Annotated in this window: 17 protein-coding genes; 12 read left to right on the forward strand and 5 right to left on the reverse strand. The window is 66.2% G+C overall.

The window, feature by feature from the left end:
- Window position 1 precedes the first annotated feature (1 nt).
- The 7 genes from ABIE08_RS02610 to phnN are packed head-to-tail and all read left to right on the forward strand — an operon-like array spanning window position 2 to window position 5,767.
- Window positions 2-1,096 (forward strand): carbon-phosphorus lyase complex subunit PhnI, encoded by a 1,095-nt coding sequence (locus tag ABIE08_RS02610; protein WP_354548540.1) that lies wholly within the window; start codon window positions 2-4, stop codon window positions 1,094-1,096.
- Window positions 1,093-2,004, forward strand: a complete 912-nt coding sequence (locus ABIE08_RS02615) for an alpha-D-ribose 1-methylphosphonate 5-phosphate C-P-lyase PhnJ (protein WP_354548542.1) — start codon at window positions 1,093-1,095, stop codon at window positions 2,002-2,004. The genes ABIE08_RS02610 and ABIE08_RS02615 overlap by 4 nt, the downstream gene beginning before the upstream one ends.
- Complete coding sequence (locus tag ABIE08_RS02620; RefSeq protein WP_354548543.1) at window positions 2,004-2,501, forward strand: GNAT family N-acetyltransferase; 498 nt, start codon at window positions 2,004-2,006, stop codon at window positions 2,499-2,501. The genes ABIE08_RS02615 and ABIE08_RS02620 overlap by 1 nt, the downstream gene beginning before the upstream one ends.
- Window positions 2,498-3,286 carry a phosphonate C-P lyase system protein PhnK gene (phnK, locus tag ABIE08_RS02625; protein WP_436409493.1) on the forward strand — a complete coding sequence of 263 codons (789 nt, stop codon included), beginning with the start codon at window positions 2,498-2,500 and terminating at the stop codon, window positions 3,284-3,286. Before ABIE08_RS02620 ends, phnK begins: the two co-directional genes overlap by 4 nt.
- Window positions 3,283-4,005, forward strand: a complete 723-nt coding sequence (gene phnL / locus ABIE08_RS02630) for a phosphonate C-P lyase system protein PhnL (protein ID WP_354548545.1) — start codon at window positions 3,283-3,285, stop codon at window positions 4,003-4,005. The genes phnK and phnL overlap by 4 nt, the downstream gene beginning before the upstream one ends.
- A gap of 24 nt (window positions 4,006-4,029) precedes the next feature.
- Window positions 4,030-5,196, forward strand: a complete 1,167-nt coding sequence (locus tag ABIE08_RS02635; RefSeq protein ID WP_354548547.1) for an alpha-D-ribose 1-methylphosphonate 5-triphosphate diphosphatase — start codon at window positions 4,030-4,032, stop codon at window positions 5,194-5,196.
- A 4-nt stretch (window positions 5,197-5,200) separates the two neighbouring features.
- Window positions 5,201-5,767: a phosphonate metabolism protein/1,5-bisphosphokinase (PRPP-forming) PhnN gene (phnN, locus tag ABIE08_RS02640; protein WP_354548549.1), complete on the forward strand. Its 567-nt coding sequence runs from the start codon at window positions 5,201-5,203 to the stop codon at window positions 5,765-5,767.
- Window positions 5,768-5,769: 2 nt separating this feature from the next.
- On the opposite strand, the gene ABIE08_RS02645 is transcribed toward phnN, so the two are convergent.
- From ABIE08_RS02645 to arsK, 3 genes are all read right to left on the reverse strand, one after another.
- A complete protein-coding gene (locus tag ABIE08_RS02645; RefSeq protein WP_354548550.1) occupies window positions 5,770-6,558 on the reverse strand; it encodes a class I SAM-dependent methyltransferase in 789 nt (262 codons plus the stop codon).
- Between the two features lie 96 nt (window positions 6,559-6,654).
- Window positions 6,655-6,915 (reverse strand): hypothetical protein, encoded by a 261-nt coding sequence (locus ABIE08_RS02650; protein WP_354548552.1) that lies wholly within the window; start codon window positions 6,913-6,915, stop codon window positions 6,655-6,657.
- A 106-nt stretch (window positions 6,916-7,021) separates the two neighbouring features.
- The gene (arsK, locus tag ABIE08_RS02655) at window positions 7,022-8,236 is read right to left on the reverse strand and encodes an arsenite efflux MFS transporter ArsK (protein ID WP_354548554.1); all 1,215 of its coding nucleotides are present in this window, start codon (window positions 8,234-8,236) and stop codon (window positions 7,022-7,024) included.
- 267 nt (window positions 8,237-8,503) lie between these two features.
- Here arsK and ABIE08_RS02660 point away from each other — a divergent pair, with 267 nt between their 5' ends.
- The 5 genes from ABIE08_RS02660 (at window position 8,504) to ABIE08_RS02680 (ending at window position 13,922) form a co-directional block, all read left to right on the forward strand.
- Window positions 8,504-9,853, forward strand: a complete 1,350-nt coding sequence (locus tag ABIE08_RS02660) for an extracellular solute-binding protein (RefSeq protein WP_354548556.1) — start codon at window positions 8,504-8,506, stop codon at window positions 9,851-9,853.
- Between the two features lie 189 nt (window positions 9,854-10,042).
- Window positions 10,043-10,927, forward strand: coding sequence for a carbohydrate ABC transporter permease (locus ABIE08_RS02665; RefSeq protein WP_354548558.1), 885 nt, complete (start codon window positions 10,043-10,045; stop codon window positions 10,925-10,927).
- A 12-nt stretch (window positions 10,928-10,939) separates the two neighbouring features.
- Complete coding sequence (locus tag ABIE08_RS02670; RefSeq protein WP_354548560.1) at window positions 10,940-11,854, forward strand: ABC transporter permease subunit; 915 nt, start codon at window positions 10,940-10,942, stop codon at window positions 11,852-11,854.
- Window positions 11,855-11,866: 12 nt separating this feature from the next.
- Window positions 11,867-12,976, forward strand: a complete 1,110-nt coding sequence (gene ugpC / locus ABIE08_RS02675; protein WP_354548561.1) for a sn-glycerol-3-phosphate ABC transporter ATP-binding protein UgpC — start codon at window positions 11,867-11,869, stop codon at window positions 12,974-12,976.
- Window positions 12,977-12,998: 22 nt separating this feature from the next.
- On the forward strand, window positions 12,999-13,922 hold the full coding sequence (locus tag ABIE08_RS02680) for a sugar phosphate isomerase/epimerase family protein (protein WP_354548563.1): 924 nt from the start codon (window positions 12,999-13,001) through the stop codon (window positions 13,920-13,922).
- Window positions 13,923-13,979: 57 nt separating this feature from the next.
- On the opposite strand, the gene ABIE08_RS02685 is transcribed toward ABIE08_RS02680, so the two are convergent.
- Both ABIE08_RS02685 and ABIE08_RS02690 read right to left on the reverse strand, forming a co-directional pair.
- Window positions 13,980-15,209: a DUF763 domain-containing protein gene (locus ABIE08_RS02685; RefSeq protein ID WP_354548565.1), complete on the reverse strand. Its 1,230-nt coding sequence runs from the start codon at window positions 15,207-15,209 to the stop codon at window positions 13,980-13,982.
- A gap of 95 nt (window positions 15,210-15,304) precedes the next feature.
- The gene (locus ABIE08_RS02690) at window positions 15,305-17,107 is read right to left on the reverse strand and encodes an aminodeoxychorismate synthase component I (protein ID WP_354548567.1); all 1,803 of its coding nucleotides are present in this window, start codon (window positions 17,105-17,107) and stop codon (window positions 15,305-15,307) included.
- Window positions 17,108-17,193 lie beyond the last annotated feature (86 nt).

The following is a 17,193-nucleotide window of genomic DNA, read 5'->3' on the forward strand; positions in this document are numbered from 1 at the left end:
CATGTATGTCGCCGTCAAGGGTGGCGAGGAAGCGATCGACAATGCGCATGGGCTTCTCGCCCATGAGCGTCGCGGTCCCGTCTCGGTCCCCGATCTCTCCCCCGACCAGATCGAAACCCAGCTGGCGCTTGCCGTCGACCGTGTCATGGCCGAAGGCTCGCTCTATGATCCGGCGCTGGCCGCGCTCGCGATCAAGCAGGCGCGTGGGGATCTGATCGAGGCGATCTTCCTCGTCCGCGCTTTTCGCACCACCTTGCCGCGCTTCGGCAATGGCGAGCCGGTCGATACCAGCGCCATGGCGATCGAGCGCCGCATCTCGGCCACCTTCAAGGATCTGCCCGGCGGACAGGTGCTCGGGCCAACCTTCGACTACACCCACCGCCTGATCGATTTCATGCTCGCGGCTGGCGTCACCCCGCCGGCACCCGCCGAAGTCGAGACCGATTTCGAGGCTACGCCGCGCGTGACCGACCTGCTCGACGGCCAGGGGCTGATCGAGGCGGAGCTTCCCGATGACACGGCGGAAGTCGGCGATCTGACCCGCGCGCCGCTCGACTTTCCGGCCGATCGCGACCTGCGCCTGCAGGCGCTCGCTCGTGGCGATGAGGGCTTCCTGCTGGCGCTTGGCTATTCGACCCAGCGCGGCTATGGCCGCACCCACCCCTTCGTCGGCGAAATCCGCTTCGGCGAGGTGATGGCAGAGTTCGTGCCGGAAGAGCTTGGCTTCGCCGTGCCGCTCGGGCCCGTTTCGCTGACGGAATGCCAGATGGTCAACCAGTTCCACGGTTCGGCCGAGCTGCCGCCGCAGTTCACACGCGGCTACGGGCTGGTGTTCGGCCAGAGCGAGCGCAAGGCGATGGCGATGTCGCTGGTCGACCGGGCGCTCCGGACCCGCGAGTTCGGCGAGGATGTCACCGCCCCGGCGCAGGACGAGGAATTCGTGCTGTCCCACTGCGACAACGTCCAGGCGACAGGCTTCGTCGAGCATTTGAAGCTGCCGCACTATGTCGATTTCCAGGCCGAGCTCGGGCTCGTCCGAAAGATGCGCTCCGAATATGCGGCGCGCCAGCAAGAGCTGAAGGAGGCGGCCGAATGAGCGCCGTGGCAGCACCGCAGGCGAGCGGCTACAATTTCGCCTATCTCGACGAACAGACCAAGCGGATGATCCGCCGTGCGATCCTGAAGGGGATCGCCATCCCCGGCTATCAGGTTCCCTTCTCCAGCCGCGAAATGCCGATGCCCTATGGCTGGGGCACGGGCGGCGTGCAGGTGACGGCGGCGATCATCGGCCCGGATGACGTGCTGAAGGTGATCGACCAGGGTTCGGACGACACCACCAACGCCGTCTCGATCCGCAAGTTCTTCGCCAAGACGGCGGGCGTTGCCACGACGACCGAGACGAAGGACGCGACGATCATCCAGACGCGCCACCGCATTCCGGAGCGGCAGCTGACGGAAAAGCAGACCATCGTCTTCCAGGTGCCGATCCCGGAGCCGCTGCGCTTCCTCGAGCCGCGCGAGACCGAAACCCGCAAGCTGCATGCGCTCGCCGATTATGGCCTGATGCATGTGAAGCTCTACGAGGACATCTCGCGCCACGGCCACATCGCCACGACCTACGATTATCCGGTCGAGGTGGCGGATCGCTACGTCATGAACCCGTCGCCGACGCCGAAATTCGACAATCCGAAGATGCACATGTCGCCGGCTTTGCAATTGTTCGGCGCCGGCCGCGAGAAGCGCATCTATGCCGTGCCGCCCTTCACCAAGGTGCGCAGCCTCGATTTCGAGGATCATCCCTTCGAGGTGCAGCGCTTTGACAAGCCCTGCGCGCTTTGCGCGGCGACCAACGTCTATCTCGACGAGGTCGTGCTGGATGATCGCGGCGGGCGGATGTTCGTCTGCTCTGACTCGGATTATTGCGAGGAACGCCGGGCCGATGGCCATCGCGGCGAGCTCTCCGGCGAGGCGCCGGCGCTGCATGCGGTCGGAGGGGCAGAGTGATGGCCGATATCTCCGTTCGCAAGGCGACCGAGGCTGACCTGCCGGCTCTGCTCGCGCTCTATGCCCAGCCGGATTTCAACAATGGCCGCGTCACCTCGCTTGAGGTGGCCAGGGCGACGCTCGCTCGCATGGCGCAATATCCCGATTTCGCCGCCTATTGCGTCCAGGCGGATGGCGAGGTCGTCGGTACCTTCTCGCTGATGGTGATCGACAATCTCGCCCATTGGGGCATGTCGTCGGCGCTGGTCGAGAACGTCGTCGTTGCCAACGGTCATCAGGGCGAGGGCATCGGCCGCGCCATGATCCAAGAGGCCTTCCGGCTGGCCGAAGCGAAGGGCGCCTACAAGGTGGCGCTCTCCTCCAACATCAAGTCGACCAAGGCGCACGCCTTCTACGAAAGCCTCGGCTTCGAGAAATACGGCTTCAGCTTTCGGCTGGAGCCGGTTTCCGGCGAACGCGCCCCTCAGGCTGAATTCATCGACGGAGCCGCATCATGATGACCAAGCTGAACGACAAGCCGCTGCTTTCCGCCCGCAATCTCGGCAAGCATTACGGCCAGCGGCTCGGCTGCCGCGATGTGAATTTCGATCTTTATGAGGGCGAGGTGCTGGCGGTGGTGGGGGAATCCGGCTCGGGCAAGTCGACTCTGCTCAGCCTGCTCGCGACCGAGCTTCCGCCGACTGCCGGCGCCGTCAATTACCGGATGCGCGATGGCGAGACGCGAAACCTGTTCGACCTCACCGAGGCCGAGCGCCGCTTCCTGCTGCGCACCGACTGGGGCTTCGTCCGCCAGGATGCGCGGGACGGCCTGCGCATGGGTGTCTCGGCCGGCGGCAATGTCGGCGAGCGGCTGATGGCGGTTGGTGGCCGGCACTATGGCCGTATCCGCGACACGGCGAGCGACTGGCTCAACCGGGTCGAGATCGAGCCCGAACGCATCGACGATCTGCCGAAGAGCTTCTCCGGCGGCATGCGCCAGCGCCTGCAGATCGCCCGCAACCTCGTCACCCATCCGCGCCTCGTCTTCATGGACGAGCCAACATCGAGCCTCGACGTCTCGGTGCAGGCGCGCCTGCTCGACCTGATCCGCGGCCTGGTTTCGGAACTCGGGCTCGCGGTCATCATCGTCACCCACGACCTCGCCGTCGCCCGCCTGCTGTCGCACCGCATCATGGTGATGCGGCAGGGAAGGGTGATCGAGACCGGCCTCACCGACCAGGTGCTGGACGATCCGCGCGAAGCCTACACCCAGCTTCTCGTCTCCTCGGTGCTCGCAGCATGACCCAGTACAACGTGACACGGAACCTCGTCACCCTCGAAGGCGTCTCCAAGGCCTTCACCCTGCATCTGCGCGACGGCATGAAGATCAGCGTCGTCGACAACGTCTCGTTCGGCGTGAAGCCCGGCGAATGCGTCGTGCTCGGCGGCCCGTCGGGCGCCGGCAAGTCCTCCATTCTCAAGATGATCTACGGCAACTACCGCTGCGATCACGGCCGCATCCTGGTGCGGGATGGCGACGAGCAGGTCGATGTCGCCAATGCCGAGCCGCGCCGCATCCTGGCGCTGCGCGGTTCGGTGATGGGCTATGTCAGCCAGTTCCTGCGCGTCATCCCCCGTGTGTCGTCGCTTGATATCGTCGCGGGCGCCGCGACCGATAGCGGCGTGCCGCAGGCCGAGGCCTGGGCGCGGGCCGAGCGCCTGCTGACGCTGCTGAACGTGCCGGAGCGGCTCTGGAGCCTGCCGCCGGCGACCTTCTCCGGCGGCGAGCAGCAGCGCGTCAACATCGCGCGCGGCCTCGCGGCCGACCGGCCGATCCTGCTGCTCGACGAACCGACCGCCTCGCTCGACGCGGCCAACCGCGCCGTTGTCGTGCGGCTGATCGAGGAGAAGAAACGGGCGGGCGCGGCTGTTATCGGCATCTTCCACGATGACGATGTCCGCGAACTGGTCGCCGACCGCATCGTCGACGTGACGGAATTCGCCTCCTCCGAGGCGGCCTGAGAGCTTAGAGCAAACGAGATCGAAATGACCGAACCGACCGAATTCCTGATCGAGAATGCCAGCCTCGTCCTGCCCGACCGCGTGGTGGAAAAGGGCTGGGTTGCCGTCGTCGATGGCGAGATCGCCGAGATCGGCGAGGGCGACGCGCCGGAGCGCGGCATCGACTTTGCCGGCGATCATCTGGTGCCGGGCCTCGTCGAACTGCACACCGATCACCTCGAAGCGCATTTCGCGCCGCGCCCGCATGTCCGCTGGCATGCGCTGTCCTCGGTGATGGCCTATGACGCACAGATCGCGGCGGCCGGCATCACCACGGTGTTCGACTCGCTGCGCGCAGGCTCGGACGCAGACTCCGCCTCGATCGGCACCGATCTCGCCGTGCTGGCCTCCGCCATCGAGGAAGCCCGCGCCACCGGCCATCTGCGCGTCGATCACCGCACGCATCTGCGCTGCGAGATCGCCTGCGACGACGTCATCGAGCATGTCGAGGCCTATGCCGACCTCTATCCGATCCACATGATGTCGCTGATGGATCACACCCCCGGCCAGCGCCAGTTCAAGGATCTCGAGACATGGCGCCGCTACTACATGCGCAAGAAGCCGATGTCGGACGAGGACGTGAACCGCTTCGTCGCGGCGCGCCTCGAGCAGCATGCCAGCAATGCCGGCCCCAACCGCCTGAAGCTGGTGGCGCTCGCCGCCGAGAAGGGCGCCGTGCTGGCGAGCCATGACGACGCCACGGCGGCGCATGCTTCGGAAGCCGTCGGCAATGGCGTCGCCCTGGCCGAGTTCCCGACGACGCTCGAGGCGGCCGAGGCGCTGAACCAGGCCGGCATCCGCGTGATGATGGGCGGGCCGAACGTCGTGCGCGGCGGCTCGCACTCCGGAAATGTCGCAGCCGAAGATCTCGCACGCGCCGGCTTTCTCGATATTCTGTCGTCGGATTATGTGCCTGCGAGTCTGTTGATGTCTGCCTTCGAACTGCCCCGCCGCATTCCGTCGATCGACCTCGCGGCGGCGATCCGTACCGTGACCCAGACGCCGGCCCGCGCGACCGGGCTGACGGATCGCGGCGCGATCGAGGCCGGGCTTCGCGCCGATCTCGTCCGCGTGCATGTCAGCGGCAAGGACAAGGAAAGCCCAACGCCGATCGTCCGCCAGGTCTGGCGCGAGGGCCAGCGGGTTTCATGAGAGCATGACGAGCATGGGTGTACTGGTAGCGGTGGTCGGGCCAAGCGGCGTCGGCAAGGACAGTCTGCTCGGCCATGCGAAGGCAGCGCTGGCGGAGGAGGCCGGGTTCGTCTTCGTCCGCCGGTTGGTGACACGCGGCGAGAATGCCTTCGAGGACCACGACACGCTGGACGAGGCAGCCTTTGAGAAAGGCGTCGCGACCGGACGGTTCTCCGTGTCCTGGCGCGCGCATGGTCTCGGCTATGCGCTGCCGATCGACACGCTGGATGCGGTCGCCCGGGGCGCAGTGGTCATCTGCAATTTTTCTCGCGGCGCCATCGACGCGGCGCGGGAGAGGTTTCCGGCGGTACGCGTCGTCGCGATCTCGGCGCCCGACGCGGTGCTGGCCGCGCGCCTTGCTGCGCGCGGGCGGGAGAGCGACGAAGCCATCGCGGCGCGCCTTGCGCGCGAGGCGATTTGCGCGAGCGAGATCCAGCCCGATCTGACGATCGTCAACGACCGTCCGATCGAGCAATCGGGCGGCGAACTGGTGGCCTATCTGAGGAGCTTGCGGGTCGGCGCTCCGGCCTGACGTCAGCCGGGTTTGCGGGCCCGGACGTGCAGGAAGATCGGCGCCACGCGCGTGTCGGCGATGACGGGCTCGGCGTCTGCCTGGGCCTCGGTCGCCCTCGGCTCGCCAAAGGCCTCGATAACGAGGCCGGCCCCGACGATCATCGCGACCCAGTCGCTCAGCGTGCGATGAAAGCGCGGGACGCGGAAGGGGTCGACCTTGCTGCGCTCTTCCGCCGGCAAGGTCGAGAACCACCAGGTCTCCACGGCGCCGTGGGTCTCCTCGAAATACTCGGCCACTTCGACGGCGCGCGGGATGCCGTCGGCGTCGCGGATATTGCGGCGGCGGGGCGGCACGAAGCAGGGATGCAGGATCGAGAACTGCAGGAACCCGCCCGGGCGCAGGACGCGATAGGCTTCCCGCAGCACGGCCTGCTGGTTCGGCATGTCCATCAGCGACATGAAGGCGGTGGCAAAATCGAAGCTCGCCTCGGCGAAGGGCAGGGCCATGCCGTCGCCATGCAGATAGCGGATGCCGAGCGGCTGATTGGCCTCGCTGTCCTGCGCATGGCGAACGAAAGTGGGCGCGATGTCGATCGCCGTCATCTGCGCGCCGAGCCGGGCGAGCTGTCGCGTGTTGGAGCCCTCGCCGCAGCCGATGTCGAGGCCCTGCAGACCGGTGATCGGCGGCAGCATGGCCAGGAAGGCCGGCGTGTTGAGGGCATCGCGGTAGACATCGTAGCCAGCCCGCGAATGGCGGGTCCAGGCTTCGGCATTGGCTTCCCAGTGCGCGGCGACGGTCGAAGGGTCCATGGGGCTGCTCCTTGCGGTTCGCGGAGGGGCGCGCCTTTCAACAAATCGGACGACGCCTGTCAAGTTGACGCAGGGCGGCTATCGGTGGCCGCTGGGTCAGTCCGTGACGGCGTCCCAGGGCAGGTCCGCGACGCGTATCGGCCAGCGCTCGAAGACGAGGGTTTCCTCGTTTTCGGCCGAGCGTTCGAAAACGCGGGCGGCCATGCCAAGTTCGGAGGCCGAATGACCCAGATGCTTGGCCATCGACACCGCGACGTCATGCGACGTGAAAGCTCCGATTTGCGACCCGCTCTGGCTCACGATCGCATAGCCCCGGTCTTCATTGGGCTGAACATAATAGACCGCCGAATCGAACACTTAACTTCTCCTTAAGCTTCTTACGACGCTTAGCTGAGTCGGGTGGTCGTGTGTGCGGCTAATGCACGGAAGCCGGGAATTTCGGTCGGTTGGAGAAAGACTGTGTCTATTCGGTTCGCGTCGCCTCGACCGTGGGCTTGCCGGAACCGCCGATTGCCAGGAAGGCCAGGACGGCGAGGGTGCTGAGCGCGGCGATGATCGACAGTGCGATCGGATAGCCGAGATGCTCCGTCATCAGGGCGAAGGCGAAGGGGGCGGCGGAGGACACCACCAGCCGCACCGACGTGACGCGGCCGAGCCGCTTGCCATAGCCGTCGCTGCCGAAAAGTTCGAGCGGCAGCGTTCCCTGCACGATGCTGGCGAGGCCGGAACTCAGTCCGAACACGATGGCGAAGGCGAAGGCGCCGGCAAGGCTGGGCGCCGTAGCGAGCAGGATGACGGTCGCCAGCGGCAGGAAGGCCGAGGCGATGACGGCGAGCGTCCGCTGCGAAAGCCGGCCGCCGAAGGTCATGTTGGTGAAGCGGCTCAGCACCTGCGCCGGCCCGAACGCCGAGGCGACCAGCACGCTGGCCTTGGCGAGCCCGAGCTCGGTCAGCATCGGCAGCATGTGGACCAGGAAGGTCGAGGTGACGAAGCTCTGGATGGCAAAGCCGAGCAGCATCAGGGCGAACGCCCGCGGTCTGGCGGCCGTCGCGATGACCCCGGCCACGGCTTCGACCGCGCGCGGCGCGTGATCCAGCGGCGCGCGGCGGTCGGAAACCGTGCGTGTCTGGACCATCAGCCAGAAATGCACCGGCAGGCAGAGGAAGAGGTGCATCGCCGCGAACAGCAGGTACACGTGATGCCAGTCGAGATGGGTGTGCAGCGCGGTGGTGAACGGCCAGAACAGCGTCGATGCAAAGCCAGCCATCAGCGTCAGATAGGTGATGGAGCGCTGCGCCCTGGCCGGGTTCAACTGCACCAGCAGGGTGAAGGATGCGCTGTACTGCACCAGTGTCGAGGCGATCTGGATGGCAATCAGCCCCAGCACCAGCGTCGAAGTATTGCCCGCCATGGCGCAGGCGGCCAGTGCGAGCGCGGCTGCCAGCGAGCCGATCGTCATGACCCGGCCGGCGCCGCGGCGGTCGATCCAGCCGCCGACCCAGGGCGCGCAGAGTCCGCCGACCAGGAGCGAAACGGAGAGGGCGCCGAAGATCCACTCGGTCGAGAGCCCGAACTCGCGCGCCATCGCCGGCGCCAGGACGCTGAAGCTGTAATAGAGCGTGCCGTAGCCGATGATCTGGGTCAGGCCGAGGGCGAGAACCGCCGTGCGGGAGTTCATGGAGACTGCCTTGGCGGTCTGGGCGCCGGGGCGCCCGTGCTGTTCGAGGGTGAGGTTCTATGCGCGCTCTCGGACGGCAAGAACAGTCCCCGCTCTCTATTTTTCATTCGGTTTCAATAGTGACGTAGCGGCGGACCCGAGAGCGGCCGGCGAGGCGAGGGGATCCGGCGCTGCGCTTAGCCGTCGTGTCATCCGAGCGTTACGGGCGGCGGGCTAAGCGGGGGCCGTCGCGCCGGACCGGCGCTCCCTTTCTTTCGTGAGGCTCTCATGAACGCCAAATTCCTCGGCGCCGTCGGCACCTTCGCCGTTGCCGCGCTGCTCGCCGGCCCGGCCGCGGCTGACAAGACCAAGATCGATTTCTGGTTCGGCAATTCGGGCGATATCGCCAAGCGCGTGCAGGAGCAGTGCGAGCGCTTTAACGCCAGCCAGGCCGACTACGAAGTCGTCTGCACCAGCCAGGGCTCGTATGACGCCTCGCTGCAGAACACGATCGCGGCCTTCCGCGCCGGCCAGCAGCCGACCATCGCCCAGGTCTCCGACGCCGGCACGCTCGATATCATGCTGTCGGGCGCCTACTACCCGGCCAATAAGCTCATGACCGACATGGGCTATACGGTCGATTGGAAGGACTATTTCTCCGGCATCGCCAGCTACTATGCGACGTCGAAGGGCGAGATGTACTCCTTCCCCTTCAACTCCTCGACGGCGCTGCTCTATTGGAACAAGGACGCCTTCGCCAAGATCGGCAAGGACCATGCTCCGGCGACGTGGGAAGAAGCGGCAGCCGATTTCAAGGCGCTGAAGTCCGCCGGCTATGCGTGCCCGCTCGGCTTCAACATCTCGCGGGACGAGGTCTGGCAGCTCGAAGAGCAGTTCAACGCCATTCATGGCGAGCCGATCGCCACCAAGAAGAATGGCTATGAGGGCCTCGACGCCGAGCTGACTTTCAACAAGGGCAAGTGGGTCCAGTTCGTTCGCGATCTCAAGAGCTGGTACGACAATGGCGAAGCCGTCATCAAGTCGAAGGAAACCGGCCAGACCTTCGTCGAAGCCTTCGCCAATGGCGATTGCCAGGTCATCCTGACCTCGGTCGGCGACCACGGCAATATCGGCCGCACCGCCAAGGAAGGCATGAACTGGGACGTCGCGATGCTCCCGGTCTATGAGGGAACGCAGCGCAAGAGCTCGTTCGTGGGTGGCGCGTCGCTCTGGGTGCTAACCGGCAAGTCGGACGCCGAATACAAGGGCGCCGCCGCCTTCTTCGACTTCATCGCCAAGCCGGAAGAGGCGCTGACCTGGTCGACCGTGACCGGCTATATCCCGGTCCGCAACTCCGGCTTCAAGTACCTCAACGAGCAGGGCTTCTACGGCAAGGCTCCCTATAAGGGCCGCGAGCTGGCGATCGAAAGCCTCACCGCTTCGCCGGCTGATGACGCCGCCCCGCATGGCATCCGCCTCGGCGGCCTGCTGCAGATCCGCCAGGAAGTCTCCAACGGCCTGCAGGCGATTTTCATCAAGAACGAAGACGTCCAGGCTTCGCTCGACACTGCCGTCGAACGCGGCAACCAGATCCTGCGCAAGTTCGAGCAGACCTACGCCGGCAAGACGCTTCCCTAGTCTGCCGAGCCGAGCTCCCACCCCACCCTCCTCGTCCAGGCGGGGAGGGGCACGGGAGGCCGGGCGGAACGTGGCCCGTTCACGTTCCGCCTATTCCTCGATCCGGCCATGGCGCCATGCGCCGCGCCGGATCCAGGCCGTCGTCGCCCCATCGTGGAGCGCCGGCCGCCTGAAGAATGAGACCGTCCGATGGAAAAGCGCGCTACCTTCTCCTCCACGACGATCGGCCTGCTGTTCGCGTTGCCGATGCTCGTGCTGATCTTCGTCTTCTTCTACTGGCCGAGCGGCCAGGCGCTCTATTGGGCCTTCACGCTGGAACAACCCTGGGGCGGCGGCAACACCTGGGTCGGACTGCAGAATTTCCGCCAGCTGTTGAGCGATCCCTATTACTGGGGCGCCATCTCGCGCAGCATGGTGTTCGGGCTCGGTTCGACCGGCATCGCCATGGGCGTCGCGTTGCTCCTGGCGCTCTTCACCGATCGCGAGATGCGCGGTCACAAGGCCTATCGCAGTATCTTCATCTGGCCCTATGCGATCGCCGCTCCGGCGCTCGGCCTGGCCTTCCGTTTCATCCTCGCGCCCGAAGCCGGCTTCCTGTCGCTGATCAACCAGATCTGGCCGGGCCTGTGGAATCCGGCGCTCGACGGCACCGATGCGATGATCGCCGTCATCATCGCCTTCTCGTGGAAGTATATCGGCTACAACTTCATCTTCTTCCTCTCGGCGCTGCAGAGCATTCCCCGCTCGCTGATCGAGGCGGCGGCGATGGACGGGTCCGGCCCGATGCGTCGCATGTGGGACATCCAACTGCCCCTGCTGACGCCGACCCTGTTCTTCCTGCTCGTGATCAACATCACCGAGAGCTTCCAGGACAGCTTCGGCATCGTCGACATCATGACCCAGGGTGGCCCCGCGAGGGCGACCGAACTGATGGTCTACAAGATCTATTTCGACGGCTTCAAAGGCCTCGATTATTCCGGCGCCGCCGCGCAGTCGATCATCCTGATGGGCCTCGTCGTCCTCCTCACCATCGTGCAGTTCCGCTTCATCGAGCGGCGCGTGCACTACAAATAGGGGGCGGATCCGATGGTCGAACGCACGCCAATCTTCAACGTCGTCTGCCAGATCGTTCTCCTGATCGGCCTGCTGACGGTGCTGTTTCCCTTCTTGATCGTCATCGTGGCGGCGACGCACGACATCCGCGCCGTCAACACGGTGCCGATGTCGCTGGTGCCAGGCTCCGACCTGCTCACCAACCTGCACGAGGCCTGGGTCCGGGCGGATCTCGGCCGCAAGCTGCTCAATTCATTCGTGTTCGCGGGAACGGTGGCGGCCGGCAAGGTGCTGCTGTCGTCGATGGCGGCCTTCGCCATCGTCTATTTCCGCTTTCCCGGCCGGATGCTGATGTTCTGGGTGATCTTCGTCACCCTGATGCTGCCGCTCGAAGTGCGCATCGTGCCGACCTATGCGGTGGCGGCCAACGCGCTGGCGCCGTTCCAGGCGATCCTGGATATCACCGGCATCTCCTGGCTGATCCACGCCGTTTCCGGACTGCAGGTCAAGCTGGAGTGGGGCCTGCTCAATTCCTACCCCGGCCTGATCCTGCCGCTCGTCGCCACTGCGACCGGCACCTTCCTCTACCGCCAGTTCTACCTGACGGTGCCGGACGAGCTGGCGGAAGCCGCGAAGATGGATGGCTCGGGTCCCGTCCGCTTCTTCGTCGACATCCTGTTCCCGCTGTCCAAGCCCAACATGATCGCGCTCTTCACCATCATGTTCGTCTGGTCGTGGAACCAGTATCTCTGGCCCTTGCTCATCACCACCGATCCGAATTTCGGCATCGCCGTGACGCAGCTGAAGCACCTCATTCCCTCCGAATTCGGCTTGCCGGACTGGAACGTCGCCATGGCGGGGACGCTCATCATCATGGCACCGCCGCTCATCGTCGTGATCGTGATGCAGCGCTGGTTCGTGCGCGGCCTGATCTCGACCGAGAAGTAGAAGGACAATCCGATGTCATCGATCGCCATCAAAGGCGTCAAGAAGGCCTATGCCAGGAACGCGGTGGTGCACGGGGTCGACCTCGAAATCGCCACCGGCGAGTTCATCGTCATCCTGGGGCCGTCCGGCTGCGGCAAGTCCACCTTGCTGCGCATGATCGCCGGGCTGGAGGAGATCTCCGGCGGCGAGATCTGGATCGACGGCAAACTGGTTAACAAGATGGAACCCCGCGAACGCGGCTGCGCCATGGTTTTCCAGAACTACGCGCTCTATCCGCACATGACCGTTGCCGAGAATATCGGCTATGCGCTCAAGGTCGCCGGCGTACCGAAGGCCGAGCGGGCGAAGCGGGTCGCCGCCACCGCCAAGGTCGTCGGTCTCGAAGCCTTCCTCGACCGCAGGCCGGCAGCCCTTTCCGGCGGCCAGCGCCAGCGCGTCGCCATGGGCCGCGCCATCGTGCGGGAGCCGAAGGTGTTCCTGTTCGACGAGCCGCTCTCCAACCTCGACGCCAAGCTGCGCGTCGCCATGCGCGCCGAGATCCGCCGCCTGCATCGCCGGCTCGGCGCCACCTCCGTCTTCGTGACGCATGACCAGACCGAGGCGATGACGATGGGCGATCGGCTGGTCGTCATGAATGGCGGCCGGATCGAACAGGTCGGCACACCGGCCGAGGTCTATAATCGTCCGGCCACCCGCTTCGTCGCCAATTTCGTCGGCTCGCCATCGATGAACCTGATGGAAGGCGCGATCGATCGGCATGGCGTCTTCGTCTATGACGAGCAGCGCCGCATCCCGCTGCCGGGCGCGATCGACGCTCGCCTGGTCGGCCACAAGGTCACGCTGGGCGTCCGCGCGGAAGCTGCCCGGCTCGTCGCCCCCGGCACGCCCGGATCGCTCCCTGCCACGGTCGATTTCATCGAGGAACTAGGCGCCGGTCGGGTCGTGCACACCGATTTCGACGGCCTTTCCTTCGCGGTCGCGCTCAGCGGCCCCGCTTCCTTCGAGACCGGCGATGCCGTCGGTGTCGAGATCGATCCGGCCGATATCCACCTGTTCGCCGCCGACACGGGCAAGCGCATCGACGCCCTCACGTCACAGCCGCTCGCTGCCGCCTCCCTTTGATCCCCGTTTCGAGAGACAAGTCATGACGAAAGATCTCATCACGCATATCGGCTTCGCCACCACGTCCGGCGAGGGCGACATGAACCACATCGAGGCGTCGCTTGCCCGCATCGTCGAACTCGGCGCGGATGTCGCCGAATTGTCTTTGTGCGGCGACGATTTGATCTCGGGCGGCCGGGTGCTCGAAGCGCGCGCCAGGCGGCTGGTCGACATCTGCGCCAAGTTCCCGCTGCGCTATACGGTGCATGGGCTGATCGTCTCCAACTTCATGGACGCGCCGAACCTCGAATTCCAGATGGCCGCCGCCAAGGCGATGGTCGAGCTCAGCCATCGCGTCGGGTCGGACACGCTGGTCCATCACAGCGGCCATGCGCCCATGGCGCCGGCTCGCGTCATCGCCGGCTATGACCGGATGCAGGAAGACGCGCTGAAGGAACTCGCCGATTTCGGCGGCAAGCATGGCGTTCGCATCGCGCTCGAAAACATCTTCGCCGTCGATGACGAGATGTATCGCCAGCAGCCGTCCGAGGTCGCCGCGACCGTCCAGGCGATCCACCATCCCTATCTCGTCGCCACCATCGATTTCGGCCACGCCTATATCGAGGCGACCCGGACCGGCGGCGATTTGCTGGCCGAGGTCGCGGCGATGGGGCCGGTCGCCGGCCATCTGCATGTGCATGACAGCTTCGGCCGCCCCTACACCATGTCGAAATTCTACCACCAGAGCGAGGCGATCGCGCTGGGCATCGGCGATCTGCACCTGCCGCTCGGCTGGGGCGACCTGCCGTGGGAAAACGTGTTCGACACCATCGACGTGCTGCCCGGCACGGCGCTGATCATGGAGATCGGCGAGCGCTTCGATGCCGATCGCGCCGAGTCGATCGACCGGGCTCGCGCGCTTGCCGCCCGGCTCAATGCCCGCCATGCGGCCGCCCGCGCCGCCTGAGGCCTGTCTGGCGCGGGATGAGCGGCCTGTCCGGAACCTTGAAAACGGGGCGGGCCGCTACTCCCAGCCAAACACGCTGCGGCCGGCATAGCTTGCCGACCGTTCGCGCTCGTCGGCGATCATTTCCTCGACGCTCGGCCCGGTTGCGACGCGTTCCAGCCGGCGGGCCTGCTCGTCGAGCCGCTTCAGTGCCGCCATCTCTTCCGCCTCGCCGAGCTTCGCCTTCTGGACGGCCGAGGTCATGACGCGGATCGTGTGGTCATAGACGCGGAGCGGCACGGGGAAGGGGTGGCGGTCCTTGCCGCCATGCGCGAAGGAGAAGCGGGCCGGGTCGCTGAAGCGATAGGGCGCGCCATGCACCACTTCCGCCACCATCGCCAGCGCCTGCACCGTCCGGGCGCCGACGCCCGGCACCAACAGCAGATCCGCGAAATCGGCCGGCCCCTGGTCGGCCGCTGCGGCCAGCGCCCCATGCAGCCGTCTCGTCACGACGTCGCTGGAACGCACGTCATGATGCGCCGGCATGATCAGATGCGGCAGCAGCATCTGGTCGGTCGCGGGCGGCGGCGGGGCCGTCTCGGCGCGCAGCGCGGCGAACTCCAGCGCGATCTTGTCGGGCCCGAGATCGGCGAGCATGGTGAGTTGGCCGGAGCGTGAGGCCTCGGCGCGCTTGTCGGTCAGGTTGACGATTTCGCCCTGTTGCACGCCGTCGATCGCCGCATGCGGCGCCTCGACGAAGCTCGTCAGCCCCTCGGACAGCCAGTGATAGCGGCGCGCCTGATGCGTGTCGTCGTTCATGCCCTGCTGCACGACCACCCAATGGCCGTCATCGGTGACGATGAAGCCGTGCAGATAGAGATCGAACCCATCCTGGATGGCCGCGCTGTCGACCTTGGCAACCAGTCGGCTGGCCTTGGCCAGCGCCATTCCGTCGAAACCGACCCGCTCGCCGATCCCGATCAGTTCCTGCGGCGTCTGGCGGGAATGCCGTCCCTTGCCGCCGCAGACATGGATGCCGAGTTCGCGGGAAAGCGGCGTCAGTCCGCGCTTCAGCGCCCCGAGCACGCTGGTGGTGATGCCGGACGAGTGCCAGTCCATGCCCATGACGGCGCCGAAGGACTGGAACCAGAACGGATGGGCAAGCCGGCGCAACAGTTCGTCGCGACCATATTCCTGCACGATCGCCTCGCTGATCACGGCGCCGAGCTTCGTCATCCGGTCGGAGAGCCAGCGCGGCACATGCCCGCCATGCAGCGGCAGATCCGCGCTCCCGGCTCGCTTGGCCATGGTTCAATCCGTTCGTGATGATGCGCTTCGCGGCGACCATAGCATGGCAGACGGGCTGCAGGCGTGCTTTCGAAGAGTTGGGATGGTTGTCTGCGCTAGGCCAGCTGCCCTGGCCGCAACCCTCTCAGGCTGTTGCCGAGGAACCAGCGGGAAGCGGTGGCGAGGTCTTTGGGGGTGATCTGCCGTTCGATCGCAGCCCCCGTTTCCAGCAGGTGCTGGCGCAGGATGCCGGGCAGGAGGCCGTCGGTGAGCGGCGGCGTCAGCAGCAGGCCGTCTCGCTCGACGAAGACATTGCTGCGGGTCGCTTCCGTCACGAAGCCGGCGCGATTGAGCAGGATCGCTTCGTCGGCGCCCTTGGCGGTCGCCTCGGCGAAGGCTGCATCGTAGAGCTGCCGGCGCGTCGTCTTGTGGCGCAGGAACGGGTCGGCGCTATCGGCACGCAGGCTGGCGAACAGGGTGGTGACCGGGCGATCCGGCTCGGGCGCGAGCGCGGGCGCGATCAGGTCGAACGCACCGCTTCGGCGCAGCTCGAGCCGAACCCTTCGCGCGCCTTCGACGGGAAGCGTCGCGGCGAGCGCGGCAAAACGGGCTTCGATTTCGGCGCGGTCGAAGTGGAAGCCGAGCGCCTCCGCCGATCTGGCGAGGCGGGCCAGGTGCAGATCGAACCGCTCGAAGCCGGTCTCCTGCGACCAGCGCAGCGTTTCGATCAGGCCGTAGTCTTCGGCGAGATTGGTCAGGACCCGCGCCTTGAGCAGGCATTCGGCATATTCGGCCGAGGCTTCCGAATCCGTGACAATGCCGCTGCCGACATCGTAGCGCCCCGTGCCGTCGGGCAGCAGCGTCGCCGTGCGGATCGCCACGTTGAGGCGCAGGTCGCCATTGGGCGCCAGAGCGCCGATCGAGCCGGTATAGACCTCGCGCGGCGCGTCCTCCAGTTCGCGGATGATCTGCATGGCGCGCAGTTTCGGCGCGCCAGTGATCGAGCCGCAGGGAAAGACGGCCAGAATCCAATCTCGGAGAGAGGTGCCGGGCAGCAGGCGGGAGGTCACCGTCGACGCCATGGCGTGGAAGGTCGGATAGCTCTCGACGTTGAACAGGTTGGAAACCTCGACGGACCCGACCTCGCTGATCCGGCTCAGATCGTTGCGCAGCAGGTCGACGATCATCAGGTTCTCGGCCCGCTGTTTCGGATCGGCGCTGAGCTCCGCCTTCGCCCGTTCGTCGGCCTCCAGCGTGTTCTGGCGTGGCACCGTGCCCTTCATCGGCCGCGTGGTGGCGCGGCCGTTGTCGATATCGAGGAAGAGCTCCGGCGATACCGACAGGATCGTTGCCTCGTCGAAGCGGACGAGGCCGCCATGCGAGACGGGCTGGCTCGCGCGCAGCGCCGCATAGAGCGCCAGCGGGTCGCCGCTGTAGCGGAAATCGATCGGGAAGGTGAGATTGACTTGGTAGGCGTCGCCCTCGCGCAGATAGTCGAGGATGCGGGCGATCCGCGCCGCATGTCCTTCAGCGTCCAGCCTCGGCAGCGCATCGCCAAGCGGCGGGGGCGGGGCGAGGGCGCCGAAGAAGGCGTCCAGTTCCGAGGATGGAATGCGCGTTGGTTCGCGGAACAGGCCGAACCAGAGCAGTGGTAGCATTCGCCCGGCTGGCATCGAGGCAACAAGGCGCTCCTGCAGCGCGTAGCCGAGCTCGTAGCTGAAGAAGCCCGCGGCATGCAGCCCCTGCGCCAGCCCGGCCTCGATCCGCTGGAGCGAGGCCTCGACATCCGCCGCTTCGTCGCAGCGGATGATCTCAACGGGATCTACATAGAGCATTGCCGTCGCCGGAGTGGTGAGGCGGTCTTCCAGCAGGACGAAGGGCTGCTGCGCCGTCAGCAGGTCGGAAAGGGCAGGCGGCATGTCGGGCGCGGTTCCTGAACGAATGCGAGAGCCGGAATCGGCAGGCGCTCATCCATAGCCGGAGCCGCGCCGCTTGGCGACGCCGC

The sequence above is a fragment of the Kaistia defluvii genome (assembly GCF_040548815.1).
Classification (GTDB): domain Bacteria; phylum Pseudomonadota; class Alphaproteobacteria; order Rhizobiales; family Kaistiaceae; genus Kaistia; species Kaistia defluvii_A.

Coding starts and splice junctions, on each gene's coding strand:
- ABIE08_RS02610 (WP_354548540.1), top strand. CDS start 2: ATGTATGTCGCCGTCAAGGGTGGCGAGGAAGCGATCGACAATGCGCAT.
- ABIE08_RS02615 (WP_354548542.1), top strand. CDS start 1,093: ATGAGCGCCGTGGCAGCACCGCAGGCGAGCGGCTACAATTTCGCCTAT.
- ABIE08_RS02620 (WP_354548543.1), top strand. CDS start 2,004: ATGGCCGATATCTCCGTTCGCAAGGCGACCGAGGCTGACCTGCCGGCT.
- phnK (WP_436409493.1), top strand. CDS start 2,498: ATGATGACCAAGCTGAACGACAAGCCGCTGCTTTCCGCCCGCAATCTC.
- phnL (WP_354548545.1), top strand. CDS start 3,283: ATGACCCAGTACAACGTGACACGGAACCTCGTCACCCTCGAAGGCGTC.
- ABIE08_RS02635 (WP_354548547.1), top strand. CDS start 4,030: ATGACCGAACCGACCGAATTCCTGATCGAGAATGCCAGCCTCGTCCTG.
- phnN (WP_354548549.1), top strand. CDS start 5,201: ATGACGAGCATGGGTGTACTGGTAGCGGTGGTCGGGCCAAGCGGCGTC.
- ABIE08_RS02645 (WP_354548550.1), bottom strand. CDS start 6,558: ATGGACCCTTCGACCGTCGCCGCGCACTGGGAAGCCAATGCCGAAGCC.
- arsK (WP_354548554.1), bottom strand. CDS start 8,236: ATGAACTCCCGCACGGCGGTTCTCGCCCTCGGCCTGACCCAGATCATC.
- ABIE08_RS02660 (WP_354548556.1), top strand. CDS start 8,504: ATGAACGCCAAATTCCTCGGCGCCGTCGGCACCTTCGCCGTTGCCGCG.
- ABIE08_RS02665 (WP_354548558.1), top strand. CDS start 10,043: ATGGAAAAGCGCGCTACCTTCTCCTCCACGACGATCGGCCTGCTGTTC.
- ABIE08_RS02670 (WP_354548560.1), top strand. CDS start 10,940: ATGGTCGAACGCACGCCAATCTTCAACGTCGTCTGCCAGATCGTTCTC.
- ugpC (WP_354548561.1), top strand. CDS start 11,867: ATGTCATCGATCGCCATCAAAGGCGTCAAGAAGGCCTATGCCAGGAAC.
- ABIE08_RS02680 (WP_354548563.1), top strand. CDS start 12,999: ATGACGAAAGATCTCATCACGCATATCGGCTTCGCCACCACGTCCGGC.
- ABIE08_RS02685 (WP_354548565.1), bottom strand. CDS start 15,209: ATGGCCAAGCGAGCCGGGAGCGCGGATCTGCCGCTGCATGGCGGGCAT.
- ABIE08_RS02690 (WP_354548567.1), bottom strand. CDS start 17,107: ATGCCGCCTGCCCTTTCCGACCTGCTGACGGCGCAGCAGCCCTTCGTC.